Here is a 25,846-nt window from a genome sequence, read left to right as displayed (position 1 = left end):
CGAGCGGCGGGCGTACGAACGGGACAGTTCTGCGAGCCTGATGTGACAAATTGGTTTCGCGATTTTATCGGGAATATGGGCGTTAAATTCACTTTGCGCTGCCTTTAAACCGCCGCACAGATCGTTAAATATTGAAGGCCAATACAACGATATGGGTGAATTGGCCGATTCTGCATCGACAGATGCCAATGTGCTTAGTAACATCCTCGTTCCGGGCGCCGCATGAGCTGGCGGGCAGTCAATAATAATCAGGTTTGCTCAAATACGCGATGAACTACCCCAATCGGCCTGGTCCGCCTGCACCGGACCACAGTACTTCCGCATCGGTAGATCGTCGAAGCGAAGTAGTGCGTATGTCGGATTTACTCTCTGTACCGCGTTCCGCGCGCGCAGTTCGTTCAGCACGCTATCTGGCGCGCGCGATGGGGGCGGGTTTTTGCGCGGTGTCATGTAGCGTCGCTATCGCGGCATCGGGTCCGGCCGCGGCTTCAGCTTCAGGTTCTGCGTCCACCCGGGCATCGGCATCCCAGGCAACGCATCGCCCGGCGAGCGCCCTCGACGCGTCGTCCGTTGCCGCGCCCGACGCAGCCGGCGTGGTTGACCCGCGTCACGCGTTCGTGTTGCGGGAGGTGTTCGCGCAAGACGTGACGCGTCGGCTGAAGGTGCCGGCCGCCGAGCAGCGCGCCTATGCCGACCGCCTGCAAACTGCGCTGGGCGAGCACATGCTCGGCGATCTGTCGGGCGAGTATGTTGTGATGGTGGATCGCAACGCCAACGTTCAGGCGTTGTTCATTTATTTCCGGGCAACCCCGTCCGATAGCTGGCAGATGATCGGCGCGTCGCCGGTTTCAACGGGCCGGCCCGGCGAGTTCGACCACTTCATCACACCGCTCGGCGTGTTCGAACATACGCCGTCCAATATGGATTTCCGCTCCGAAGGCACGCTGAACGAGAACCACATCCGCGGCTACGGCAAGCGCGACATGCGGATCTTCGATCTCGGCTGGGCCCAGGGCGAACGGGGCTGGGGTAAGGGCGGCATGTCGCAGATGCGTTTCCAGATGCACGCCACCGACCCGGACCGGCTCGAGCCGCTGCTCGGGATTCGTCATTCGAAAGGCTGCGTCCGGATTCCCGCGTCGCTCAATGCATTTATCGACCACTACGGCATTCTCGACGCCGAATATGCGGCGCTCGTCGATTCCGGCAGATCGCTGTGGGTGTTGAAAAGCGATCGCCAGGTGACCCCATGGGCGGGGCGCTATATCGTTGTGGTGGATTCGGCGCGCAAGAGCCGCCCGGCCTGGGCTCCGGGCCCGGGCAGCAAGGTGCGCGCAAAAGTGCCGGCCGGCGCCGATACGGCGGATTGATCCGCGGGTCGACAGGTGGGCCAGGGCGCCGAACGGAATTCGGGCTGACCACGTTCGCGAGACCCACCCACCCGGAGCGTGTGACGAACGCGCATTGAACGACGCAGATCGGTGTGCGCCGATCGACCCTTCACGACCGCGCCAGCAGCACACCCACCAGCGCCACCGCAAATCCTGCGATCTGCACCGGCAGCAGCGTTTCACCGAAGCCGGCATACCCTTCGAGCGCGGCGAGCGGCGGGGCGAGAAACATCAGCGCGGTGGCGCGCGCAGCATCACCGCGCCTGACCATCCACACCAGCAAGGTGACGCTGATTCCCGACAGCATCACGATGCCCCACGCAAGCGACCCCCACAAAGTGGCCGATGCAATCCAGCGATGCTCCCCGAGCGCCAGCGCAAGAATCGCCGCAATCACCGCCGCGCCGAAATTCTGCACCGCACTTGCACTTCGGATATCCGCCTTCGCCAGCGATGTCTTCTGAAACAGCGTGCCCGCGGTGATCGCGCCGACCGCGACGATCGAAATGAACACGACGAGCCACGGCGGCGCGACGCCATGCGGGGTGGATGGCGCGGCCGCAGCAAGTTTCGGTTCGAGGACCAGCACGACGCCGGCGAGACCGAGCGCCATACCGGCCCAGCCGCGCCGCGACAGGCGCTCGCCAAACAGCGGCGCTGCGACAGCAGCCGTTGCGAGCGGCTGGAGCGCGCCGAGCAAGGCCATCACACCGGCGCTCAAACCCTGCGCGACGGCCCAGTATCCCGCGCCGAGATAAACCCCTTGCAGCAACGCGCCCGCGAGCAGGTGCTTGCCGAGATCGCGGCCGGTCGGCCACGCGGCGCGCGTGGCGAGCGCGGCAAAGGCGAAGATCAGCGCGGTGCCGCTAAAGCGCGCCAGCAGGAACAAATTGGGATCGGCATAGGGTGTGATCGCCCGGGCGACCACGAAGCCGGTCGACCACAACACAACGAATAAAGCAGCAATTGAGGAAGCGAGCATCGAAGACCGGTGACGTGAAAAGCCGCCATCTTGCCGGGACACGCGATACGCGTCTTGTTCGAAGCTGCAATCGCGAAAGAGTGTTGAAGGCGGATGGCCCGAACCTCGACCTGCAGCCCCTTCGACTTCACCGGGCGGACATCACCAAGCCTGGATCACAACGTCGGCGCGTTCACCTTATCACCACATCAACAACACCGTCCCCGCGCCGAGCACTCCACCGCACACGGCGCATGCCCACAGCAGCACCCGCGTACGCCGATATTCCCGGTTGATATCCTGCAACAGCTGCGCATTCTGCTGCGGCGTGCGGGCGCGATCGTGCTCATGCTGCAGGTAGCGCACGGCCAGTTGCGGCACGCGCGGCAGCATATGCGCCAAATGCGGCAACTCGCGCGAAATGCGTTTGATCCAGCCGCGGTGATCCATGTCGCGCCGCGCAATGCCCGCCAGCACATTGCGTGCGACATTCCACGTATCCACGCCCGGATGCAGCGCGCGCGCCAGCATCTCAGCCTGCTGGAACGAGCGCTGCGCGGTGGCGAGACGGCCGGAGACGGCGCCGTCGAACGGATGCACCGCGTGGAGCAGATGATGAAACAGCGAACCCGCCGAGCGGTCTTCCGGCTCGGCTGCGAAGTGCGCTTCGGCGCGCGTGCGCAACTCGGCTTCGAGCATCTCCGCGCGCGTGTCGTGCGGCACGTGCCCGGCACCGCGATGCAGTTCGGCAAGCCGGCCGTAGTCCTGGTTGAACAACGCGGTCGCGCCGTGCACGAAGAATTCGCGCTCGCCGGTCGACAGGCTCGACATGATCGAAAACTCCGCCAGCACCAGGCGCCCGAGCGTGTCCGCCTCGACGCTCACGCGCACACGGCGCGCATCGAGCGTCGCGTGAAAGAAGCCGTGCTCGAAGGCCTGCTCAGTCACCACCTCGACGATATGCGCGGCCAGCGGCGCGAGCTTGATGCGATGCGCGTGCAGGCCGGGCAGGTCGCTTGCGGGCAGGGTGCTCACGCGTTGCATCGTCAGCGTGTGGTTGGTGCACAGATCCCAGATCACGTCCGGCACGACGATGCGCGCGTCGCCGTCGAAATGATGGCCGGTCTGGCTCAGATTGGCGGCTTCGGCGCGCAGATCGAAGCGGCGCAGGATGTCGTCGGTGAAGGTTTGCGCCAGCGCACGCACTTGCAGGCGGCGGGCCGAGCCGGAGAATTTCTCCATCCAGCGCGCGACCCAGCGTAGAAGCGCGAGTTCGTCGCCGATCTGTTGCAACTGATCGGCGCGCACCAGCTTGATGGCCACTTCATGATGGCCCTTGACCGGCTCGATGAGCCGCGCGAAGTGCGTCTGTTCGGCAAAGCCGCTGCGCACCGGCACCAGATCGACCGCGCTGAAAATCATGGCGAGCGGCCGGCCGAATGCGCGTGCCAGGGCCTGTTCGGATTCCTGCGGCGGCAGCGAGGTTTCGAGGTGATCGATCGCGTCGATGGCGTCGTGCAGGGTGCCGGTCGCGAGTTCGGGCCGTTCAGCCAGGGTCTGCGCGAAGCGGCTCGCGAGCGGCCCGAGCGCGGGCAGTACGCCATGCAGACGCTCGGCGCGCCCGGACGCATGCACGCGGCTGACCAGCTCGATCATCCAGTGCAGTTTGTGGTCGGACGGGGCGGCGAGCCAGATCAGGCGCGCGCCGTAACGCAACGCGTGGAACAGCAGCAGTAAACGGCGAAACAGTGGCGGCATCGGCAGTTCGGTTGACGGACCACGCGGCATCGACTGAAGTCGGCGTGCGCGGCCAAGGCGCTCAGGTTAGCAGGTAAGCGCGCCAGAAGGAGCATCCCCGCGCCGCGCGTAATACAATACGCCGGCCTTTCACCCATGGCGAAACCCAAGTGTGCCGGCTTCCGGCCCTCAACAGATGCTCGAAGAACAACGTCAACCCTTTAGCTCACAGGCTTCCATTGCAAAACCTACGCCCAGGCTTCGCGCGCTGGCTAAAGCGTCAGCAGTGGACAGACGCCCGAGCGTGAGCGCCGAGGATGGGGCGGTCGTGTAGCGCGGCGAAAAAAAGCAGGATGTGAAGAGGATGGCTGTTGCCGCCTTGAGCGCGCGTGCCGGACCTTCATGCGTACGATACCCATGCTTCGGAACGGGGGCACCGCACGCTGGCAAAGTTCGAGAACGGCGTGCTAACGGTTACTGTGCCGAAACTGGGGCCGGCGCAGTCGCCGGGCCGTAATATTGATTCGGCTAGCGATACTGTCGTAAGGCAGGCGGTATGCAGCTTCCGGGGCGCGAGCGGACTGATGGGCCGTTAGCTCAGTTTGCATGGCACCGGACTCATAATCCGCCTCCGAAAGGACATCGTCGGTTCGACTCCGACCCGGCCCACCAAGGATTTCGGCGTTTTTCAGCCATTTTCTTTTAAACCAAGAATCCACCTAGTACAACATCCCGAAAATAGATTGAATAATAAACTGCCCCGGTTATCATGACCGGATGAGCCGAGGCCGCCGTGCAACGCCAGTGAAGCTGGCGAATAAAGAACGACAGGAACTGCTATCGCTGATTGAGCGGAAGACGGCTATGCAGCGAGATGTGATGCGGGCGCGTATCGCGTTGTGGGCCCACGAGGGTCACTCCAATACGGTGATTGCGCGGGAACTGGGTGTCTCGGTGCAAACGGTCTGCCTGTGGCGCAAGCGCATTGCCCGGCAAGGTAGCCAGGGTATTCGCGAGGGCGAGCGCAGTGGCCGTCCGCCACGCATCACGCACGAAGCGCGACTGCAGTTGATTGCGCTGGCGTGTGAAGCGCAGGAGCCTGAGGAACGGGTCACGCCGACACTCGACGAGATTGCGGCGCGTGCCGTGGAGCGCGGCGTCGTCGGGCAGATCAGCCGCAGTCACGTGCAGCGCATTCTGCAGGCCGGCGACGTACGCCCGCAGCGGGTCCGGCAATGGCTGCACAGTCCAGACCCGGCCTTTCGCGAGAAGGTCAACGTGATTTGCAAGCTGTAGCGCAAGGCGCCGCGAAACGCGGTAGTGCTCAGCATCGACGAGAAGACCGGCATTCAGGCCATTGAGCGCAAGCACCCGGGACGGGCACCCGCGCCAGGACGGCTGCGTCGCCGTGAATTCGAATATATCCGTCACGGCACCCAGGCGTTGATTGCTGCGCTCGATGTGCATACCGGAAAGGTGTTGGCAGAGTGCCGCGAGCGGCGCACCCAGGACGATCTGGTAGCCTTCATGGAACGCGTGGCAGGCGCGTACCCAGATAAACAGGTGCACGTGGTTTGGGACAATCTGAACACGCATCGCGCGCAGGCCGTCTGGCAGGCGTTCAATGCGCGGCATGGCAAGCGGTTTCACTTCCACTTCACGCCGTTGCACGCAAGCTGGGTCAATCAGATCGAACTCTGGTTTGCCCGTTATACGCGCCGGGTGCTGCGCCATGCCAGCCACACCAGCACCGCGCACCTGCGCGAGCGCACCGGGCAGTTCGTCGGCGAGCACAATCAGGCCGCACGCCCCTTCAAATGGAGTTTCCGGGGCTATCCGCTGCAAAGCGGTGCATCGTAATCGAGGAACGCAGATGCCAGCTGTACCCGCCAAACACCACGCTGCTGAACTGCAGCGTCAACTGCGCAGCCTGCTCGGTCATGAGCAGATCGTCACGCAAGCCTACGGGCGCCACTTGCTGATCAAACGTCTGGATAATGACGAGCCAACCGTCGTGGCGCGCCTCACCGAGCTCGGCCGCAATCGATATGGCGCCGCCTTTCGCAGCCATAGTGGGCGTTGGGAACCGCTGCCGGGCACGGGTTCGCTCGACGAAATGGCCGATGTGGTCGTCACGCTCCTGCAGCCTTATTTGCAGCCTGATAATTATTAAACGTATTTACGGGATGTTGTACTAGCTGCGCGCAGGCGTGGTCTACCGGTTATTGGACGGAGGTTCTGTGTCGTGGGTTGCGGCGCGGTCTGTATCCGAAGACCTTATGGCAGATGTCTCTGTTTTCGGGCGGGCTGTACCGAAGGGTGCTGCCCCTGGAGGCCCATCCGGTATGGCGCGTGTAGCGCGCGCAACCTGGCCCGCAGCGCGGAAAACCAGTGCAGATTCCATCTGGTCGACTAAAACGTAGGGCGGGTCGGGATGCCAGCGCAGGAGCACAAGGCCGCCCGTGTGTCGGCGAAAATGGCGGGCACATGTCTGGGATCGTCGAACTGCAGGTAGATTTTCTGCCCATCATCGAACACCTGGTAAGGCCGGATATCGGTGGTACCGCCCAGATGCCAGTCGAAGTCATAGACGGGCTCTGTCAGCAGTGGCTCGGCGCAGGCCGACTGCAACATGCAGCCGGCAACGAGCAGTAGGGCAGACAACAAGGTGGAGGTGGAATGTTTCATCGGCTGCAACTCCCGTCGGTGACAGTGGGCGGCAGCATCATGTCCCGCTGTGTGGCTCACCGCGTAACATCACGAACACCTCTCATCAAGATGCCATGTGCTGCCCGGCTGGCGCCGGGCAGCCTTGACTCGGTGCGCGAAGCCGGCGCCGAACTTGTCTATCGCGCAGGCTGAGCTGGAAGCGGAAGTACCATCAAACAGCGTGGCTGATAATTGAAGCCGGGAATCGGTGACCGTGATACAGCGATTTCGTTTTCTTCATCGCTTCATCTTAACTGACCGCTGCGTCAACGTGACAAAGCCGTTACAAGGAAACCTCGGCCGTCAACGTGTCCCACGGCGCGCTCAGCCGTCCTTCTTCACGCACGACAAGGCCGGCATTCTCCAGAATCACCACGTCTTCGTAGACCCGTTTGTAGTCCCGATCGAGCGCAGTTGCCAACGCCTTCACGTTCTCTGCGCCTTCGCGATGTAGATGACGAAGCATCTCGAGGCGTTTTGGCGACAGCGCAGCCAGCATCTCCTCGAGCGACAAAAACGTCACGTGCCGCTCTTCGAAATTCTCACCTGCCTGAGCACGGTTGAACGCCGCTGCAAATCGACGACCCATATCGCGCGTACCACCAACATGCACATTAAGTTTGCTCATGATTCACCTCGCTCACGTTCTACATCATCTAGAAAATCAGCCACCATCTGCTCAGGTGTCGAAAACGCGTACGGCTCTTCCTGATCGCGATAGTGCCGGTGGTCGCCTTTGCCCCGCTCATTGTCGTAGCCGATGATTCGCTGGCCTGCACGACCGTAAAACAGGCTGTACTTGAGACCGTGCGGTCTTTCGGCGTCGCTTTCCGGAAGTCGCCAGATGCGCATTTCGAGAATCGCCCCGTCTGGGTAGACGGTTCGGTCCTCGAATAGGAGTGTGGCCTTCAACTTCATATGGCGTAGGATGCCATATGAGCGTTATGGCGTCAAGCGCCATAATAGAGCACAGGGAGTCCGGCGACGCGAGGGCGTGGTTCCTCCGTGCGCGACCTATAACGTCCGTTTTCAAACTCGCCGGCGCAACTCAATCAATGACCGCTATGGCGGATGCCAGGTGTCCGCTCACATCACTGAAAAAATCGTCGCTGACCGCTACGGCGACATCACTGCATCCGACGACGCCATCTACATTCACGTCGTTACCGATACGCGCCGCAATCTAGGAACGCTTCTTCAGAAACGACTATTGCGTTCTCACTCGTGAATCCAGTCTCATTGGTGTTCTCACGCTGTGGTGTCGAGGGACCGGCGGGTTCGTGGCACACGCTGCTCCTGAAAAAGCTCACTATTCGTGAGAAACGTTGATTTCAAATACGCAACTAAACGTCCGTGCCAGCTGTGGCCACCACCGAAAACAGAACCGCTTACAGCGACGCCGGCCTGAGCAAATCGTGAGTACTCGACACGAACCATGGCAATCGTTGTTCACAAACGCTTGACGGGGCTGCAACGTTACCTCGTCGGTGATCGCGCTGATTCTGACTTCTGGTAGATTTATCGCTGCGCAGTTCCGCACAAAGGAACGTTGCGAATGATATCTTCGAGATGCGGCATGGAAGTTCCTGATCGCGCGACCGCCGTCTCGTCGGACGGATGCGCCGTGGTTTCCTTGCTGTCAGTCCGCGGCCGCGAGGTCGAAGGCACCGTTTCACGTGACGCACTCGAAGAGCACTTTTCAGTCGGCCAAAACGGCTTTGCAGGTCGCCGCACCTTGTTCTATTTTCAATTGCCTGCCAACATCATCCGCTCACAGCAACCACACGCGATGTTAGTCACCGGAGCTGACCGGCAAGTTTGAAGTTGACGACGGCAGACGCGGCGTCCTGTTTGCCCCTGCGCCGCAGATTTTCGGCAAGCAGTTTTCGAAAAATCGCGAGTTCCTGATCCCCATACAATTCGCGAAATTCGCCGATTATTTCTGCGATGGCGCGTGTCTGGGCTCAACGTACTATCGATGTATGAACACCCTCGCGCCAGTTCAAGCACGTAAGTTGCGCGAGCTTTCGCGATGGGGGTGCCGTCAGTTTTCACGCGCGACATCCGTCGTCCCTCTTTATTGGTCGTAGACGCACACCAGCACTTACGGGTGCTTGAAATTTGCACCGAGGGGGATTGTAGCCTGCGGCTCGGGTTACATCGGCGCACTGAGGGAAATCTTAAGATCGGGGAAATCCTCATACACGGTGAGCTCGGGCACGGTATTAGCCGGATTCGATCGATGAGCAGCTTTTTGTAAGAAATTTTCGGATTTGTAAATTCACGAAAACGCGACCGTCATGCAGCCACCCCGAAGGATCGGCGCGGTCCGTCGCGTGGTGAAAATCACCAGATTTGATGATGTAAATAATGCTTGTGCCATTGTTACAAACGAAGATTTTTCGTCTTGAAACGAGCAACGGCGAACGGTATTTTCGGGTCACTCGTGCGGTGTCCTATCCTGCGGGTGTGTGATTCAGGCGGCGTCCCGACACCAGGCCGGCGGCGCCGCTCTTTGTTTCTCCATTGAGCACAGCGCTCCAGTAAAGCGCGCGAATCGGCTCGACATTCACGAGTGTTAGCGCCACTCCGATCGACACGCCGAGCGCCATCACGACGAGTAGGGCTCGCGCAACCGGCCGGTTGTGTTGTTTGCCCGTGAGTCGGTCGCGCGCGCTCACTACTGCATTGGTGGCCGACCCGGCGAGCGGAGGCAGCGCGAGCAGGGCGGTGCCGATGAACGCAATCCCCATCACATGTGATGCGTAGTCACCGACAAGCGGACGAAGTACGCTTGCGGCGTCGTTGGGATTGGCGAGACCGTGTCCGGTTGCATGCAATGTCGCTGCGGCTGCTGCCATGATGAACAGGCCAACCCCGTTGGAGAGAGCCGTTCTGATCAGCGTGTCGCGGCGCATTATTTTCAAATGTGGGCTGCGCGTATGGCTTGCCGGGTCGCCCGTTCTTGATTGAAATTGCGATGGTGGTCGCTGCTCTTCGATCTGCTGTTCGGCTTGGGAAAAAAGCAGATACGGACTGATCGTCGTACCGAGCACCGCGAGCAGCATCGTGAAGTAGTCCTCGCTCCATGTGATCTGCGGCACGACTGCGCCTAGGGCGAGCGTCTGCCATGGCGTATGGCTGACTACCGTCACCCCGGCGTACGCAAACAGGCCCACCGCAAGCCATTTCAGAATCCGTGCATAGCGCGCATAAGGTACGAACAATTGAAGCGCCATCGACAGGACGCCGGACGCGGCGGCGAACAGCGGTACCGATCCGCCCCAGACGAGTTGTGCACCGACACCCAATGCGACGACGTCGGCCGCGATATCAGCAAGGCCAGCACGTTCCGCCATTTCAGGTCGGCACCGGAAGGCAGTTTCTCTGACACCGCCTCGATTGACGGGATGCGCCGACTGTACTTCTTCAGGAATTTCCCCGATCTCCCGCTGATCATCATGGTGGCCGAGGCCGAGAAGGATATCTATGCGGCCTGGCGACGACGCGCGATGACGATCGGTTCACTAATGGTCGCGTTCAGTCTCGCCTTCGTCGCGTTGTCGTTCATGCTGGGCGCGCAGTTGCGGCGCCGGATGCGTGCCGAATCGGAACTGAAACTGCTCGCGAGAATCGACGGCCTGACCGGCCTCAACAACCGCCGCACGCTGGGAGAGATTCTCGATCAGGAGTGGCGTCGGGCCCGACGCATGCGCAGCATGTTTTCGCTACTATTCGTCGATATCGACCGGTTCAAGGCCTACAACGACACCTACGGACACCTGGCGGGCGACGATGCGCTCGCTACGGTGGCACGCTGCATCGGGGATAACATCCGGCGGCCCCTGGACAGTGCGGCGCGCTACGGCGGGGAGGAGTTCGTCGTGGTACTGCCGGACACCCCGCCCGCGGGTGCCGCGCAGATCGCCGAACAGATCCGCGAGGCTATCAGCGAACTGGCCATTGAACATGCAGGCAGCGAATACGGACGCGTGACCGCCAGCATCGGCATGGCCAGCTGGGAGCCGGAACAGGACGACGATGTATCCGCAGTGATCAGGGCTGCTGATGAAGCGCTATACAATGCCAAGGCCACCGGCCGGAACAGGGTTTCGCCGTTCTCCTCTGCGTGAGCGGGCTACGCCGGCACCTGTGAGCACCCGATTGGGGACCCTTAAGATTGGGAGGTTCGCCGGTAGCTACCGTCACGGGATACTTGCGATGCACATGTCACTGATCGACCCGAGGTATGCACCAGCGAGAGCTGTCGACGTTCACCCAGAATTGTCCCGACCGGAACCGGCAATTTGGACTGAATCCCTGCGGCGAGGCTGCGGTATTTCCGGCGAACTCAATCACCACAATCCTCAAATCAAAGTTGTCCCCGGGAGCTTGACGGAACCCGGCGCTATCCTGTAGGCAATGGCATCAGATTGCGCATGGACGTGGGAGATGTAGATGGAGCACGCGTATTTCCACATGTTGCATCTGCTTGCTGGGCATCCGGTGTGGACGCTTACGGTGATATTCCTCGCCGCGTTTCTTGAAGCCATCGCCGTTGTAGGTACCTTCATTCCCGGTAGCTCGGCCATTTTCGTGGCCGGTGCGCTTGTGGGAACTGGAACCTTGGGTCTTGGATGGGTCTTCGCATGCACAATTACTGGCGCGGTAGCGGGTGATGGCTTCAGCTACTGGCTTGGTCGCCGTTACAGGACCAGAATCTCCCGCCTGTTGCCTTTTCGGGCTCACCCGCAGTTGCTCGACGCGGGATACGTGTTTTTCGCCAGGCATGGCGCCAAGAGTGTGGTGCTCGCAAGATTCATCGGGCCGGTACGCGCGATTGTCCCGGTGGTAGCGGGAATGGCGGGGATGACGCCCGCGCGTTTTTATGGGGTGAATGTCTTTTCGGCATTGCTCTGGGCATCCGCTTACATCCTGTTGGGCGTCGTATTCGGTGCGTCGGTCCAACTGGTGAGCGGAGTGTCCTTCCGTCTTGTTGTCACAATCACGCTCGTGGTCTCAATAGTGTGGCTGGGCTTTCGTGGCGCTCGCTTTCTTCTGGCGCACATCAACGCCTGGGGCGGTGCAATGCGCCACGGCCTTCTGAATTGGGCCGGTGCTCACAGGACACAGCCGGGTCGCTTCGTCCTGCGAGCCTTGGACCCCGAGCGTCCGGTCGCTGGCTTTATGGTTGTGACATCGGCAGTGGTTCTTTTCTCCGCCTGGGTTTTCTTCGACGTCCTCGACGAGGCAATTCACGGCAATCCGAAGGTGGGGATTGACGTGTCGGTCTATCACTTTCTTCAATCCATGCGCACGACTTGGGGTGATATCACGCTGTCGGGTCTCGCAACGTTGGGTAGCATTGCCACGCTGGCAGCGCTCGCTGTGACAGTGGCGCTTTGGATGATATGGGAACGTCGTTGGCGCACCCTGGCGTACTGGCTGGGCGCCGTTGTTTTTTCCCAGCTATTGATATTTGCCATTCATCTGGCGATACGCCGGACTCCGCCAGGTTCGCTCCAGTCCGACGTACACGTGTTTCCGAGTACTCATGTTGCCGCTGCGGTCATCATTTATGGTTTTCTCGCATTTTTGCTGACGCGCCGGGTGGGTTCATTGGCAGGTGTTTTCGTTGCCACAGTGAGTGCTGTTGTTGTCCTCTTCATTGCGCTGGCAGGACTTTACTTCGGTCAGTTCTGGTTTTCTGATGCAATCGGCGGCGCCGCGCTCGCGGCTGTGTGGATTTCTGTCGTAGCATTAACCGCCGTGTGGCGGCACCCCAGAGTGCCACCATCGCGAAGGCTCATGCCGGCCCTCATGCTTGGCGTTGTGTGTGTAAGCGTTGCAGTGCAACTCGCCTTTGCCCCTCCAGTACCAAGGCTGAGCGGCAACGCGACCCAAACGCTCATGCTGACGACGGTGTCACATTGGATCAATTCGCTATCGAACAAGTTACCGTGTTATCGCGCCGACATGTCAGGGGACCGGAGAGAGCCTATGGCCTTTCAGTGGTCCGCAAACGCAGACGATATAAGAAGCGGCCTTCGAAGCAGAACCTGGATCGAAGGGATCTCGGTTTCTGCGCGCAGCCTGCTTTCTGTCGTCTCGCCGGAGGCCGCGGCGATTGCGCTTCCGGTACTGCCGAAACTGAACGACGGGGTACCGTCGCCGCTTGTTTTTGTTCGTCCGGGCAACGCGCGCGACGAACGTGATGTCCTACGCTTCTGGCCAAGTGGCTATGCGGTGCAAAATGAGCGCGGCACCGCGCCCGTACCCATTTGGGTAGGCTCCCTTGAACATGAGCGCCTGAATCGCCAGTCGTGGCCATTGAACATCCTGCATGCCAGGAACGCGGCGGCGCCCGAGTTGGATGCTGGAGACGCGTGGCCGGAAAGCAGTGGGGCAGAGGTACTGACGAGACTGGACTGTCGCGGAACTCCGGTTTTGCTCCTCATTTCACCGGCAAACTGAACATCAGACGGACGAGGCGCTGGCTAAGATCCTTCGCCAAGGTGGCTTCAACAAGTTCAGCTCTCAGTTCTATTCCTGTTTGACGTAACGACATGAGAGAGGGCCAGCGGCCGGGATACGCTGGAAGGAATCGCTATGCTCGGAGGGGAGAGCAGGGCGCTTGAGTCGGGCTCCGCATTGGGCGACAATGTCACTCTGGTCACGTTGTAATTTGCCTGTGACTTCTGGATGGGATTCGCAGCGTGCAAACCAGACAGACAGGCGAGGTACCCCAATGACGGAACTCGCAGGGACCCTAATGGGCATCGCTGCGCTGGCAATTTCCACTTTGCTGCTTGCTGGACACCATTGGCGTGAACATGTCCGCGAGCGGACTGTCCGTGGGCTGGGCCGTAGCAAGCGGTGGGACGCGTTTCATCACAGGCGATGAGGCTTGACCCACAGATAAGCTTTGGTTCGACGCCATTCTCCCAATTCAGACACTCCCCCTTGGTATGGCAAAGTATTGTTATACGTGCTCTCGAAAAGACAGCGTCAGCATTGCTACGAGTGACTTTCAATCCTGATACATGCCCGCTGGCTGGAAAACTGAGGGGATGGGGTCAGACTCAAATCTTCACTGCGGATCGCAGGCGACTGCTGGCGAACTGCCGCATTCCGGCATTGCTGGACGACTAATTGCAGACCTACCTGGCAACCCATCTTTCTACGCGAGCAGTTCGACCCTTGCGCACCTGTTGTCGTGTCACGTCGTCACAGACTGGCTAAAGGCCCCAGATAATGTCCGCGTTCTGCCGACGGGCCTCGCGCATCATATCGAGCAGCGGCCATGCCCGCCGTGCAAGTCCACCGCGATCATCGTTCACGTCATAATTGCCCCCATTCGGCACATGGTAGAGCGATTCGAGCGCGATTTCCGCGTGAGCTTCTTCGGTAATCGCTGCTTCAAGACGAACGATTGCGTGAGGCAATTCGTCATGCTGAATTACGCCGCGTGCACCGAGGTGCTTGCCAATGAGGGTCAGCAGATATTCAGCGAGGTTCCTGAGCATGACAACGTCTGGCGCGGCGGGCGATTGGAAAGTGACCAGCATGATGTAACCTCCTGTATATGGTCCGCAGCGCTTCGGTGTGCACGAAAGCCGCTTTTGCGCCAAACCGAAGTGTGCCCGCGAAAGCTGGACGGAAGGGCATCAAATGCACCCGGTCGCTGTAGACCGATCTGCGATCGTCCCGGAATTGCCATGCGCGACGGCCAGATGGCGCCAGTGACGTATTGCTGAGGGCCTTCCGGATGGCCGGCTACTGTGTGTCGGAGGCGGAGCGTGGTGTTTCCACGGGCGCACGCAGTCTTCTAGATTCATGGTGGCGTGCTGCTTCAGGTTGCCCCTGGTCCAAGTCCAGTCATAAGAAGGCCCATCTATATTTTATGTCACATAATGACAGATTCAAGGTGGGCCTTTTGTAGCCAACGGCGTACTTGATTCGGGCGAGCTGGGCTTGCTGTCGAGATGCGGTGGTATGTCACCAAATATCCACCGAAGATTGCGGTTCCTGACAAAGAATGATTGACACTTCAAACGCGACTTATCCGCCATTGAATACGCTCAAGCGTATCGCGGAGCATCTGTGGATTGTCGACGGACCGATTATCCGGTTTGGCATGCCTTGGCCGAAGATGCCGTTTCCCACCAGAATGACGGTCGCACGGCTGGCAGGCTCGCGTCTTCTCATTCATTCGCCGACACGGCTGACATTCGAACTCAGGGCCGAGTTCAAGAGCATCGGCGAACCGCGATGGATTGTCGGACCAAACCGCCTTCACTATTGGTCAATACCGGAATGGCGAGTCGCATTCCCTGATGCGTTTGTTTATCTGGCGCCGGGCATCAACGATCAGGCGAGCGATCACATCAGGTTTCACGGCCTGCCGTTCGATGGTAACGGCAGTTACGAATGGGATACGCAACTGGCGACACTTCCGGTTGCTGGCAGCTATATGACCGAAGTTGAGTTTTTCCACTACTCGAGTCGAACGCTGATCCTGACGGACCTCATCGAGAATTTCGAGCCACGGAAGCTCGACTCATTCGCTATGCGTACCCTGACGCGCCTCGGGGGCGTTCAGGATCCGAACGGCCGAATGCCGCGCGACTTGCGGTTGACGTTCTTAAGGCGACGGGAGGAACTGCGGGCGGCGATTGAGAAGATGATCCGGTGGAATCCCGAGCGGGTCATTCTTGCACATGGCCGCTGGTACGAGAAAGACGGGGTGAACGAGTTGCGGCGTGCATTCCGGTGGTTACTGGACTGATATAGCGGCGAAAGTTCACAATGCTGCCCAAGCGCCGTTTGTTGCCCGAGGAATATTCTGACGGGGTAACGCCGAACCAGGCCATCAGTTGACGCGGGTGCGCGAAGCGTGAGAGATCGCCCAGCTCGGCGAGCATGCCCACGGCGGTCGTGAACTGTACACCGCGCATGGCCTGTAAGCCGAGGACCGCCGGATAGAAGCGCCAGTTGACGACCGCCTCACGCAGGGCGGCTTCGAGACGCCCGCATTGCGCGAGACGGTGCTCGATCGTGCGCCGCAGTTCGTCGAGCGCCAGGTGCTGCCAAAGGTTGTCGAACGATAACGCGCTTAGCCAGCGTCGGTGCGCGGGACGCCAGTCGGGCCGACCCATATAGCGCACGCCATGCGAGAGCAGGAAGGCCTTCAGCCGTTGCCGCGCACTCTTCATATCGTCTTTGGCGCTTACCCATGCACGTGCCAGATCGCGGAACGCCTGATCCTCTACGGTGGGCACGTACACTGCCGACAGGTCGCCGGTACGGAGCAACCGCACCAGCTTCACGGCGTCGTGGCGGTCGGTCTTGACGCGCTCGCCGGGCTTTCTGGGAATCAATGACGGTGCGCAGACCATGCAGTCGAAGCCCTTCTGCACAAGCTGACGGTAGAGACCATAGCCGCACGGACCTGCCTCTTAGAGGACGCGTATGTGGCGCGCTTTGGACTGCAGGCGTTTGCACAAGCGATCGGTGTCGGCCCGCGTCGTACCGATCTTACCGAACAGTTCGACCTTACCCGAGCCGGGCGCGTAGGCGACCGTGATCGAGTCCTTGTGGACGTCCAGGCCGACGTACAAAGTGTTATCGTGTTCCATGCTGGCTCCGTGTGGGTAATCGCCGGGTGTGGCACCGTCCACACCGTGCGGCTCTGGCAGCAATGCTAACCCGCGTTTGATTCCTCACGGCGGGCCAGCCCTACCTCACGCGAAGTCATCCTGCCTAGTGTTTCGTCCCATTTGCGATGCAGGGGAACACAACCTGCCAGTGGCAATGTGCCCATTAATGCGCTGCTTCCGGACGGACATCTGTGAGCTAGGGAGGACCGTTGTTCTTACGCGAACGATCGTGGTCCGCGCGACCTGCGTCCGGAACGTCCCAATTCTCAACGCTTGCACCCGCCAGCGCGCGTACCCTTGCTTCATCGCTCCCGAATTCTCTGGCTGAGCCCATGAAGACGACCCGCCCGTCATCGAGAACGCACGTGGTATCGGCGATGTCGACCGCTGCCCTCACGTTCTGCTCGACGAGAAGCACGGACATACCTTCACCGCGCATTCCGGCGATTACCTCGAAGACCTCCCGGACAATAAGCGGCGCGAGACCTTGAGACGGTTCGTCGAGCAACAGAAGTTTGGGATTGAGCATCAGGGCTCGTGCGATCGCGAGCATCTCCTGCTCGCCTCCTGACAATTGTCTGCCCTTGCTGGAACGACGCTCTTCCAAACGGGGAAACAGCGTATAGACCCGTTCGATTGTCCAGGATCCAGGGCGGCCGAGGGGTACCAGGAGGTTCTCTTCAACGGTCAACCCTGGAAAGATGCGTCGTCCTTCCGGTACATATCCAACACCCAGTGCGGCAATTCGATAGGGTGGCCAAGCGGTCGTGGCGTTATCGAAGATGCGCACGGCACCTTCCCGAGCTCGTGTCAATCCCATCAGGCTACGCAGTGTCGTCGTCTTGCCGGCACCGTTGCGGCCAAGAAGAGCGACGATCTCCCCCTCACGTACGTGCAGCGACACCGCATGCAGGATGTGGCTTTTCCCGTAGTAGGTCTGCAGTCCTTCGGCATCCAGAACGTTCATACCGTTTTTCCAAGGTAGGCCGCCTGAACCTCCTCATTCGCGGCAATTTCGACAGGCGTGCCTTCCGCGAGCACTCGCCCTTCGGCAAGCACCATGATGCGTTGGGCCAGTTGGAAGACTACCCGCATGTCGTGCTCTATTAGCACCATCGTAAGCGCCTGATCATTGTGCAGGTTGTGTATCAGTTGCGTGATGTCGTAGGTTTCCTGGTCGCCCATTCCTGCGGTCGGCTCGTCAAGCAACAGCAGTCGCGGTCTGAGTCCAAGCGACATGATGATCTCGGTAGAGCGCTGGTCACCCAGGGATAGCTCCCCCACAAGGCGGTTTGCCTTGGCGCCAAGTCCACCCATCGTGATCAGTTCGTCAACCCGATCATGTATTTTTACCGCCGCAGCACGCGAGAGCCACGGACTCAACCGGTAGCCGGATTCGATTTCGACGGGGATGCGCACGTTGTCGCGGACCGAGAGTTCTGGAAATACCTCCGTGATCTGGAACGTGCGCGCCATGCCCAAGGCCACCCGCCGATGGGGAGGAAGGCTGGTGATATCATTCCCGTCGAACAGGATACGCCCTACCGTGGGGTGAAAGAATCCACTAATCAGATTGAAGAAAGTTGTTTTCCCGGCGCCATTGGGTCCGATGACCGCCCTCAGTTCGCCTGTCTGGACCTTCATCGATACGTCGTTGACGGCCCGCAGGTTACCGAAGTGATGCGAGACGCCTTCCACCGACAATAAGGTCATGGATTCGCCTTTTTCCGTATCAAGCCGAACACGCCGCGCGGAAAGAACAGGACAACCAGTACGAACAGCAGACCGATAAACGACATCCAGTTCTCTGTCCGGCTGGAGATGTAGTCCTGCACGACGACAAAAATCGCTGCGCCAACCAGCGGACCCCACAGCGAGCGCATACCCCCAAGGACCGACATGATGACGAATTCGCCAGATTGGTCCCAGCGCAGGCCATGCGGATCCGAGAAGTTGTTCAGCAATGCGTAGAGCGTGCCTGCCAGGCTGACAAAGAAGCAGGAGATGACGAAGGACAGCCAGATATGGTGTTCAACGGGCACACCGAGAAAGCGAGCGCGTCGCTCGTTCTCCCGAATAGCCAGCAACGTGCGTCCAAATGGGGAACGCAGCAGGCCGGCCATGACGGCGACCGAGATCGCGAAACACGCCAGAACGAAGTAATAGAATGCCGTCCCGTTACTGAGGATATCAACCGTCCCAAGCCCCAGATTGATCGGCATGCGGTGCCATCCCGAGAGCCCGTCGTCGCCGCCTGTGACGGAATTCCACCTGAACGCAATGAAATAGAACACCTGCCCGAACGCGATGGTCGCCATCGCGAAGTACACCCCACGTAGCCGGACGATCAGCGCACCAATCACGGCTGCCGCGAGCGTGCCGACGGCTACCCCGACCAGCATGCCGAGCGGAGTACTCGGGACGAGGTACCTGATCGTCATGCCTACGCCATAGGCGCCGAGCCCGAAATAGGCGGCGTGTCCGAACGACAGCACGCCCGTGAAACCGAGCAGGAAATTGAGCGACATGGCGGCGAGTGCCATGACAAGCAGGCGCGTGCCCAGCGCGGTATAGCCGCCGATCCAGTTGATCCACAACGGCATAGTGAGCAACGCTAGCCAGATCACGAGTGTGCGGCCCAATCCATATTGTGCTTCGCTCACTGGACCCTCCCTTCCTCGCCCAACAGACCGCGCGGACGTACGAGCAACACGAGTCCCATCATGACGTAGATCACGGCCTCGGTCGCCGAGGGGAGGAAGACAGAGGTCACGCTAGATGCAACCCCAATCAGGATTCCGCCAAGCAGCGTGCCGGGCAGACTGCCAAGTCCACCTACGATAATCGCGACAAAACTCGGCATGATGAGCGAGTCGCCGATTGTTGGCTCCAGTCCAAGCATACCCGCGGCGAGAACGCCAGCGAGCCCTGCGAGGAAAATCCCGAGACCAAAGTTCAGGGTCCGCAGCATTCGCACATTGACGCCGAGCACCGACACGGTTTCCAGGTCTGTTGTGCCGGCCCGGATCCGCATGCCAAGCCGGGTCCGGTTGAGAATCAGGAAAAGACCTGCGACCACTACGACGACCAGCGCCACCATAAACAATCTGTAGCCAGTCAGAAAGAAGAATGTGTTGCTTAGCGGCGAGTTGAGGGACGCGGGTATTTGGTAAGGCAGCGTTTGCGGCCCCCAGATATAGCGCGTACCGTCCTGCAGCATGAAAGCGAGTCCGAACGTCAGGAGCAGGCTATACAACGGATCTCGACCGTAAAGCCGGCGGATCAGCAATCGCTCGATGACCACACCGAGCGCAGCCGTCAGAAGAGGCGCGAGGAGCAGTGCGACCCAGAAACCCGTGTAGGGCATCAGCGTGTACGCGAGATACGCGCCAACCGCGAGGAACCCTCCATGAGCGAAATTGATCACGCCGCTCAGGTTGAGTATCAGGGAAAGCCCGAGCGCCATCAGCGCATAGAATGCACCGATGATGATCCCGTTAAAAACGTTAAATAAAATCAGCTGTGTCATGGCACCGCCGTGGGCATTCTCACAGAGTCCGCGCAGCGAGGCTGGGCGGACTGCCTGCCGTGGTTCGATGGGTCCTTTTCATGCGCTAGCGGCGCGTTTAAGGAACGCCGCCGCGCTTCAATGTGCTCAGGGGGAGCATCTGTTTATCCGGCACTCGCTACGAGGTTCAGGACCATTTGATGTGGCAACCGGTCTCGTCCACCGGCAATGCCGCATCAACGCCCTTGACAACCTGGTCGACGTGGAAGAGGTCATCCGGTTGGGGGCCCTGTTCGACAGCGTGTCCGACATAAAGATCAGGCATCAACTGGTGATCGCCCGCGCGATAGAAGGGGGTGTCCGGCATCAGCCCCACCTCAGGCGGTAACTTGAAGCCCTCGAGCGCCTTCGCTAGCCTGACCGCATCGAGCGTTTTTTCCTGATTGGCGACGAGCGCAATGGTCCACATTGCGACATAGCCAAACCAGTGGCGGGCGGTCGGTACGCGACCGGCCTTCTTTCGAATGCCTGCGACGAACTCCGCCACATGCGGGACGCTGGGCTGATTCCAGTACCATTCGAATACCCACGTGCCGATGCGGGCGTTGGGAGGGAGACCTTCGAGTACTTCGAGTTCCTGCTGGGCACCCGCGATATGGAAATGCTTGTCGAGGCCGAACTGGACGGCCTGCTTGAGCGAGTTGACGGCATCCTCGCCCGCAGTAAGAAAAAGGATGACGTCAGGGTTCGCAGACTGGGCTTTGATGAGGTATGAAGAATAGTCTGTTGTTCCGAGTGGCGCCAAGGCCGCCCCAACCTCGGTGCCGCCGAATTTCTTGAGACTGGCTTCAAATCCCTGCTGCAGGGTGTGACCAAACGCGTAGTCCGGGGTAATGAAAAACCACTTCTTGCCATACTTGTCGAACAGGACCTTGGAGACGGAATTGGTTTCCATTCGGGTTGTGTTGCAGACCCGGAAGACATTCCAGTGGCAGTTGGTGCCGGTCACGGCATCGGTGTGTCCGCCGGTGACGATGTGCAGCGTCTTCAGTTCGTTCGACACTTGCCCGATCGCCAGCGCCATCGCGGAATTGACGTTGCCCAGCAGAAAATTCACCTTGTCGCGCTCAATCAGCTTCCGGGCTTTCTGAACGGCGGTGCCGGTGTCGGCGCTTGTTGAGTCTTCAACCAGAAGTTGCACCGGACGCCCGAGGATGCCACCCTTGGCGTTGATCTGTTCCAATGCGTATTCACAGCCGACTTGCTCGTTTTTGCCAAGCTCTGCATATGTTCCAGTGAGCGGGTCGTTGAGTCCGAACTTGATGGGCTCATCGCCGCGCGCCTTGATAATGAACGGAGCCGCGACCTGCATGATGCCAGCCGCTGCCGCCGCCTTGAGAACGATCCGGCGCTGCCGGTTTCCGTTAGCTAATCGCTCCATCATTTTGTGTCCCCTTTCTGTGGTCATACACCCCGGCGTTTCTGGTTTACCCCTCCTTTGAGAGGTTCGATCGCTGGTATTTAGCAGGATGTGGGCCGCCTGCAGGCGTATTCCTGCTTCGCAATTTGTGGTCGTTTTTCATGTTAGTAGAACGATGTTTTCTGGAGAATAGGGAGATGCGAGTTCGCACAATTCCGGTTCGCGGGTGCTTCAAATATAGGTGATGAACCGCCTAAATAATTGTTCATGACGCCTCCAGTCGCTAGGGGTTTTCACGAGCGCCTGGCGCAGTTGTTGTCGGACTTTTGAGGACACTGGTTCTTTGCTCATTCAGCTCGGAAGCTACGCAGAGTTGTGGTCCATGCTGGGGTTAACACTGCTTCGATGGATTACCTGCGGGTCGCGGCCGAATACGCGAAAAAGCTGTTTGATGCGTTCACTCACGCTTCTCCATGTTCATCTTCCCCAACCAGCAAGCTCGTAGAAGACGCAAACATGTAGCGTGGCACATCCAGGTTTTGCGGTGCCGGTTTGTCCTTGAACACACGGCCAGCGAGATCGTACGTAGAACCGTGACAGGGGCACAGAAAGCCACCTGGCCAGTTGTCGGGAAGGTTAGCCTGTGGACCTTCCTGAAAACGAGGTCGAGGTGTGCAGCCTAGATGCGTACAGACGCCGACGACAACGAGAATGTTTTTATGATCTGTGCGGGACCGGTACTCGTTCTTGCAGTACGGTGGCAGTGGTATCGAAAAGGGGTGTCTGGTGGCGGGGTCGGCCACCATGGGGTCAGCGGTCACGACGTCTGCCAGCATCTTCCCTGTCCGATTGACCACAAACACCGGTATGCCGCGCCACGCAATGGTCATCATATCCCCGGGTTGCAACTTGCTGATGTCCGCAGTAACAGGTGCGCCGGCCGCCTTGGCCTTTTCGGACGGAGCGAATGAATCGATAAACGGCACAAGGGTGGCAACGCCTGCAACGCTTCCTGCAACGGAGGTTGCTATCAGCCACCTACGGCGACCATCGTCCATGCGATCCCGCGCGATTTGCGCCATCTCGTACTCCATGCATTCGCGAGTCCATATACGTTTGAGTTCGAATCTGCGCAGGCGTTCTTGACGCTCACGGGATTGTTCATGAAGTGTGGTCGTGAGGCTGCTTCATGGCACTCGGTACCAGGACGTGCGGGTGTGCTGTGCTCATGCACACTACCGGATCCGCGTTGCGCGACGGACTGAAGAAATCGAGTCAATGTGCGAATTCGCGCGATGCAGGAAAGGGGGATGGAGTGGGGATGATAATGCGGCAGGTTGTGCGTTTCTGTCCGGCGCTATTTGCCATCATCGCGCTGCGGCCATTCGAAGCTGTCGCCGTGTAAACGTGTGCGTCGCCCGTCACGGTACCCTTCAGCGTTCGGGAGCGCAGGGTAGGAGGACCAAACGCGGGTCGGCGATGACGGCACGTAGGTAACATGCGCAAGCTCACCGCGTTGCACTGGCATGCCGCTGACCAGGATGGTTGAGCGTGCATCCAGGGGACGCACCATCGCAACGTCGACACAGCCTTCCGGACAGGCGTACAAGGCACTGCTTGTCAATGGGGTAGCAAAGATTGTGAGCCACGCGATCAGACCGTTTTTCATCCCTTTTGTCCTGTACCTCGACTATCCCATGCGGCGTCTACCACTGCGTGAACCACGACCTGTCCAGGGCCGGCGTGCAAAGCCCCATCTCGAACCCCTGTTCCGGAACGGTCAAGCGCGACCGCGGGCCCGTGTACCGCGGTGCACGAAATCTTTCATTTGAAAGTTTTTTGCGATTCACGTGATCTCCACTTATATTAGGTCATGAAGTGACATTCTTCCAATGCTGAACGCGACTCCAGAGAAAGCAGGCTATGGGCACAAGAAATCGCTCCAAAGATGCCGGGTTGACCAAGCAGGAACTGGAGGAGCTGTCCGAGTTCCGCTATCAATTGCGGCGCTTCCTGCATTTTTCCGAGACGATTGTGCATGCGGAGGGAATCACGCCTCTGCAGTACATGTTGCTGCTGCACGTGAAGGGTTTCCCAGGCCGGGACTGGGCCACGGTCGGCGAACTGGCCGAGCGTCTGCAGGCTTCGCCGCACGGAACCGTTGCGCTCGTGTCCCGATGCGAGGCGGCGGGGCTTGTCACACGAAAATCCAGTGCGCACGACCGTCGGCAGGTGGAAGTGCATCTGCTCGCCAAGGGCGAGCGTTGCCTCGCAAGGCTGGCAGTCTTGCACAAGTCGGAGATCCAGTCATTTGGCTGGGCATTCCGCAATAGCGCGGACTCCATATGAACGTTCCGGAGCGCCCCGCCGCAGGATGAGGCAACTCACGAAACTTCCGCGCCTGCCCGCAGTCATGGCCGCGTGACACACTTGTCTCGCCGATTACATCGGCCACATGAAAATCGCATGAGCGTGCGTCGTGTCGGTAACGTTCACTCGTCGATGCTCGGTCTTTCCGTTGTAGGTGGCGGTCAAGTTGTACCGCCCATGCGGCAACGACACCAGCATGAACGGGCCGTCTGACTGCGTGTTCAGTAGGTCGTTGCCGTGCGAATCGGAGATTTGCACCGGCACGTCTGCCAGATAATCATTTCCGGCATTCGTGCTGCCGACGAACTCGAGTACGAGCGGGTACGCATTCATCACGCTCTTGATGGCCGAAGACTGGTCGCTTCCGATACCGCCGGACAGGTAGGAAATGGCACCTTCCTTGTGCGTGGGCGGAAGACCCGAAGAGGCAGCCAGTACGAACTGACTACCACAGACGGCCAGCACGGCCACGGATGTGCGTAGCACTATCGAGCATGGCTTCATCTCAATCTCCATCGAATACATCAGGTTTGATGAGACGTCCGGTACGGACGCGCTTATCCCAGATCGAGCGGCACAAACATCTGCTGACCATCGCGCATCACCAGCAACGCAACCGTGTTCCGGGCGCCGCTTATTCTCTGGCGGAGCTGGGCTGGATCCGACACAGGCACATGGTTGACCTGCAGAACGATGTCACCGGGCAGGATGCCAGCCAGAGCGGCCGGGCCCGTACTCTGTTCCACGCGGACCCCGCCGGATACTTCGGCACGGTGTTTTTCGTCGGATGTCAGGCGGCGCACCACCAGGCCCAATTTGCCCGACGTCGCGGCGTCAGGGCCGGTCGAAGCCGGCGTGGTGTCGCGCATCGCGCCGAGTACCACCACGGCCTCATGAGGGCCGTGATCGCGCCAGTATTGGATGTGCGCGGACGTGCCGGGACGCAGATCCGCCACCGCGACGGGTAGTTGGGACGAGTCGTTGATATCGGTGCCGTTGAGTCGCAGGATGATATCGCCACTTCGCAGGCCGGATCGAGCTGCGGGACCATTGCGGTCTATCGAGCTGATCAGTGCCCCGACTGGTTTTTTCAGGCGAAAAGACTGTGCAAGAGGCCAGGTGACGTCCTGAATCGTCACACCAAGATGACCGTGTTCGGCTCGCCCGCGAAGCAGCAATTGCTGCTCGATCCGCATGGCGGCATCGATCGGAACGGCAAAGGAAATTCCCTCTAGCACCCCTTCCGGGGATGGCGCGACCAGCGTGATGCCGATGGCCTCGCCGTTCAGATTGAAGAGGGGAGCGCCTTCGTCGCCAGTGGTGGCCGTCACATCCGTCTGAATCAGCGGAATGTATGTCTCTTGTGGCAGAAGGCGCGCAGTGTTGCTGACGATGCCTGCGGTGACCGTATTTTCGAACCCGTATGGCGCACCGATTGCGACGACCCATTGCCCTGACTTCATGTCTGAAGGGTTGCCGATCTTCACTGTGGGTAGGCCGTGCGCATCGATTTTCAGCAGCGCGATCCCGCTCGGCTGATCGATGCCGACAACCGACGCCTTGAATTCACGGCGGTCTGTCAGCTTGACGTTGACCTCTTTGGCGTCGGCGACGAGACGGGCATCAGTCAGGATATAGCCGTCTGGCCGTACGATGAAACCCGAGCCGACGTTGCGCGGCGTAGCGCCCGCGTCAGGGAGCGAGTTGGGCGAGAATTGCCTGAAAAACTGCAGGAAGGGATCGTGTTCACTCGCGGCCGGCGGCCACAGGGACTCCGCGTTGGTGACCTGTTTTTTTCGGGATCGAACTGATATTGACCACAGCGGGTCCGTTCTGCTGAACAAGCGCTGAGAATCTGTTGACGAAGCCGGGGGCGGTGACCGGCTGCGCCTTCGCGGCGACGGCAAAGTCAGGTGTCGGCGACGGCCGCGACAATCCGGCTGAACAACCAGCTGACGTGACCGTCATCACGCATGCGGTCACCAGTATGGGTATCCACTGTGCGACTGGCATGATGCCTCCCGTGAATGCGGAGCGTGCCGGCGCGACGTGTCAATAATGCGTCCGGGCGCCATGCCGGTACCTCACAAT

General features: G+C 59.9%; 22 protein-coding genes and 4 pseudogenes. 8 read left to right on the top strand and 18 right to left on the bottom strand.

The window, feature by feature from the left end:
* Positions 1 to 353: 353 nt before the first annotated feature.
* On the top strand, positions 354 to 1,370 hold the full coding sequence (locus B0G76_RS29485; protein ID WP_120295593.1) for a L,D-transpeptidase: 1,017 nt from the start codon (positions 354 to 356) through the stop codon (positions 1,368 to 1,370).
* A gap of 130 nt (positions 1,371 to 1,500) precedes the next feature.
* On the opposite strand, the gene B0G76_RS29480 is transcribed toward B0G76_RS29485, so the two are convergent.
* Positions 1,501 to 2,373, bottom strand: a complete 873-nt coding sequence (locus tag B0G76_RS29480; protein WP_120295592.1) for a DMT family transporter — start codon at positions 2,371 to 2,373, stop codon at positions 1,501 to 1,503.
* Between the two features lie 180 nt (positions 2,374 to 2,553).
* Positions 2,554 to 4,110, bottom strand: coding sequence for an AarF/ABC1/UbiB kinase family protein (locus B0G76_RS29475; RefSeq protein WP_120296905.1), 1,557 nt, complete (start codon positions 4,108 to 4,110; stop codon positions 2,554 to 2,556).
* A gap of 756 nt (positions 4,111 to 4,866) precedes the next feature.
* Between B0G76_RS29475 and B0G76_RS29470 the strand changes: the two are divergent.
* Positions 4,867 to 5,949 (top strand): annotated as a pseudogene (locus tag B0G76_RS29470) (IS630 family transposase).
* A 13-nt stretch (positions 5,950 to 5,962) separates the two neighbouring features.
* Entirely contained in the window at positions 5,963 to 6,262 is a 300-nt protein-coding gene (locus B0G76_RS29465) for a hypothetical protein (protein ID WP_120292024.1), read from the top strand.
* Positions 6,263 to 6,501: 239 nt separating this feature from the next.
* On the opposite strand, the gene B0G76_RS44235 is transcribed toward B0G76_RS29465, so the two are convergent.
* From B0G76_RS44235 to B0G76_RS29445, 4 genes and pseudogenes are all read right to left on the bottom strand, one after another.
* On the bottom strand, positions 6,502 to 6,777 hold the full coding sequence (locus B0G76_RS44235; RefSeq protein WP_183082171.1) for a TrbG/VirB9 family P-type conjugative transfer protein: 276 nt from the start codon (positions 6,775 to 6,777) through the stop codon (positions 6,502 to 6,504).
* A 49-nt stretch (positions 6,778 to 6,826) separates the two neighbouring features.
* Positions 6,827 to 7,039 (bottom strand): annotated as a pseudogene (locus B0G76_RS44230) (IS6 family transposase); the annotation flags it as partial.
* Positions 7,040 to 7,081: 42 nt separating this feature from the next.
* Positions 7,082 to 7,426, bottom strand: a complete 345-nt coding sequence (locus B0G76_RS29450; protein WP_259460759.1) for a hypothetical protein — start codon at positions 7,424 to 7,426, stop codon at positions 7,082 to 7,084.
* Positions 7,423 to 7,716 carry a DUF6516 family protein gene (locus B0G76_RS29445; RefSeq protein WP_120295591.1) on the bottom strand — a complete coding sequence of 98 codons (294 nt, stop codon included), beginning with the start codon at positions 7,714 to 7,716 and terminating at the stop codon, positions 7,423 to 7,425. The genes B0G76_RS29450 and B0G76_RS29445 overlap by 4 nt, the downstream gene beginning before the upstream one ends.
* 658 nt (positions 7,717 to 8,374) lie before the next feature.
* Here B0G76_RS29445 and B0G76_RS29435 point away from each other — a divergent pair.
* Positions 8,375 to 8,620, top strand: coding sequence for a hypothetical protein (locus tag B0G76_RS29435; RefSeq protein ID WP_105511952.1), 246 nt, complete (start codon positions 8,375 to 8,377; stop codon positions 8,618 to 8,620).
* A 634-nt stretch (positions 8,621 to 9,254) separates the two neighbouring features.
* On the opposite strand, the gene B0G76_RS29425 is transcribed toward B0G76_RS29435, so the two are convergent.
* Positions 9,255 to 10,157, bottom strand: coding sequence for an NRAMP family divalent metal transporter (locus tag B0G76_RS29425; RefSeq protein WP_120296903.1), 903 nt, complete (start codon positions 10,155 to 10,157; stop codon positions 9,255 to 9,257).
* Here B0G76_RS29425 and B0G76_RS29420 point away from each other — a divergent pair.
* Positions 10,119 to 10,931 (top strand): annotated as a pseudogene (locus tag B0G76_RS29420) (GGDEF domain-containing protein); the annotation flags it as partial. The gene B0G76_RS29425 and the pseudogene B0G76_RS29420 sit on opposite strands and share 39 nt — an antisense overlap.
* Positions 10,932 to 11,256: 325 nt before the next feature.
* Positions 11,257 to 13,272 (top strand): bifunctional DedA family/phosphatase PAP2 family protein, encoded by a 2,016-nt coding sequence (locus B0G76_RS29415; protein WP_120295590.1) that lies wholly within the window; start codon positions 11,257 to 11,259, stop codon positions 13,270 to 13,272.
* 764 nt (positions 13,273 to 14,036) lie between these two features.
* Here the strand turns inward: B0G76_RS29415 and B0G76_RS29410 are convergent.
* Complete coding sequence (locus B0G76_RS29410; protein ID WP_105511948.1) at positions 14,037 to 14,366, bottom strand: DUF1840 domain-containing protein; 330 nt, start codon at positions 14,364 to 14,366, stop codon at positions 14,037 to 14,039.
* Between the two features lie 503 nt (positions 14,367 to 14,869).
* On the opposite strand from B0G76_RS29410, the gene B0G76_RS29405 reads away from it, so the two are divergent.
* Complete coding sequence (locus tag B0G76_RS29405; protein ID WP_259460758.1) at positions 14,870 to 15,586, top strand: DUF4336 domain-containing protein; 717 nt, start codon at positions 14,870 to 14,872, stop codon at positions 15,584 to 15,586.
* 19 nt (positions 15,587 to 15,605) lie between these two features.
* Here B0G76_RS29405 and B0G76_RS29400 read toward each other — a convergent pair.
* The 8 genes and pseudogenes from B0G76_RS29400 to B0G76_RS42585 all read right to left on the bottom strand — a co-directional run.
* Positions 15,606 to 16,436 (bottom strand): annotated as a pseudogene (locus B0G76_RS29400) (IS110 family transposase); the annotation flags it as partial.
* 217 nt (positions 16,437 to 16,653) lie between these two features.
* Positions 16,654 to 17,424 (bottom strand): ABC transporter ATP-binding protein, encoded by a 771-nt coding sequence (locus B0G76_RS29395; RefSeq protein ID WP_120295588.1) that lies wholly within the window; start codon positions 17,422 to 17,424, stop codon positions 16,654 to 16,656.
* Positions 17,421 to 18,170, bottom strand: coding sequence for an ABC transporter ATP-binding protein (locus B0G76_RS29390; RefSeq protein ID WP_120295587.1), 750 nt, complete (start codon positions 18,168 to 18,170; stop codon positions 17,421 to 17,423). The genes B0G76_RS29395 and B0G76_RS29390 overlap by 4 nt, the downstream gene beginning before the upstream one ends.
* Positions 18,167 to 19,060: a branched-chain amino acid ABC transporter permease gene (locus tag B0G76_RS29385; RefSeq protein WP_120295586.1), complete on the bottom strand. Its 894-nt coding sequence runs from the start codon at positions 19,058 to 19,060 to the stop codon at positions 18,167 to 18,169. Before B0G76_RS29385 ends, B0G76_RS29390 begins: the two co-directional genes overlap by 4 nt.
* A gap of 56 nt (positions 19,061 to 19,116) precedes the next feature.
* Positions 19,117 to 19,986: a branched-chain amino acid ABC transporter permease gene (locus tag B0G76_RS29380; RefSeq protein ID WP_105511944.1), complete on the bottom strand. Its 870-nt coding sequence runs from the start codon at positions 19,984 to 19,986 to the stop codon at positions 19,117 to 19,119.
* A gap of 166 nt (positions 19,987 to 20,152) precedes the next feature.
* Entirely contained in the window at positions 20,153 to 21,406 is a 1,254-nt protein-coding gene (locus B0G76_RS29375) for an ABC transporter substrate-binding protein (protein WP_120295585.1), read from the bottom strand.
* A 440-nt stretch (positions 21,407 to 21,846) separates the two neighbouring features.
* The gene (gene petA / locus B0G76_RS29370; protein WP_120296902.1) at positions 21,847 to 22,467 is read right to left on the bottom strand and encodes a ubiquinol-cytochrome c reductase iron-sulfur subunit; all 621 of its coding nucleotides are present in this window, start codon (positions 22,465 to 22,467) and stop codon (positions 21,847 to 21,849) included.
* Between the two features lie 275 nt (positions 22,468 to 22,742).
* Complete coding sequence (locus B0G76_RS42585; protein WP_147394102.1) at positions 22,743 to 23,054, bottom strand: hypothetical protein; 312 nt, start codon at positions 23,052 to 23,054, stop codon at positions 22,743 to 22,745.
* A 254-nt stretch (positions 23,055 to 23,308) separates the two neighbouring features.
* Between B0G76_RS42585 and B0G76_RS29365 the strand changes: the two genes are divergently transcribed.
* A complete protein-coding gene (locus tag B0G76_RS29365) occupies positions 23,309 to 23,734 on the top strand; it encodes a MarR family winged helix-turn-helix transcriptional regulator (RefSeq protein WP_105511943.1) in 426 nt (141 codons plus the stop codon).
* A 93-nt stretch (positions 23,735 to 23,827) separates the two neighbouring features.
* Here the strand turns inward: B0G76_RS29365 and B0G76_RS29360 are convergent, their stop codons facing one another.
* Positions 23,828 to 24,259: a carboxypeptidase regulatory-like domain-containing protein gene (locus B0G76_RS29360; RefSeq protein WP_105511986.1), complete on the bottom strand. Its 432-nt coding sequence runs from the start codon at positions 24,257 to 24,259 to the stop codon at positions 23,828 to 23,830.
* Between the two features lie 53 nt (positions 24,260 to 24,312).
* On the bottom strand, positions 24,313 to 25,599 hold the full coding sequence (locus tag B0G76_RS29355; protein ID WP_120295584.1) for a trypsin-like peptidase domain-containing protein: 1,287 nt from the start codon (positions 25,597 to 25,599) through the stop codon (positions 24,313 to 24,315).
* Positions 25,600 to 25,846: the final 247 nt, after the last annotated feature.

Source organism: Paraburkholderia sp. BL23I1N1, from assembly GCF_003610295.1.
Lineage (GTDB): Bacteria > Pseudomonadota > Gammaproteobacteria > Burkholderiales > Burkholderiaceae > Paraburkholderia.
This window is presented reverse-complemented; position numbering and strand designations above follow the sequence as displayed.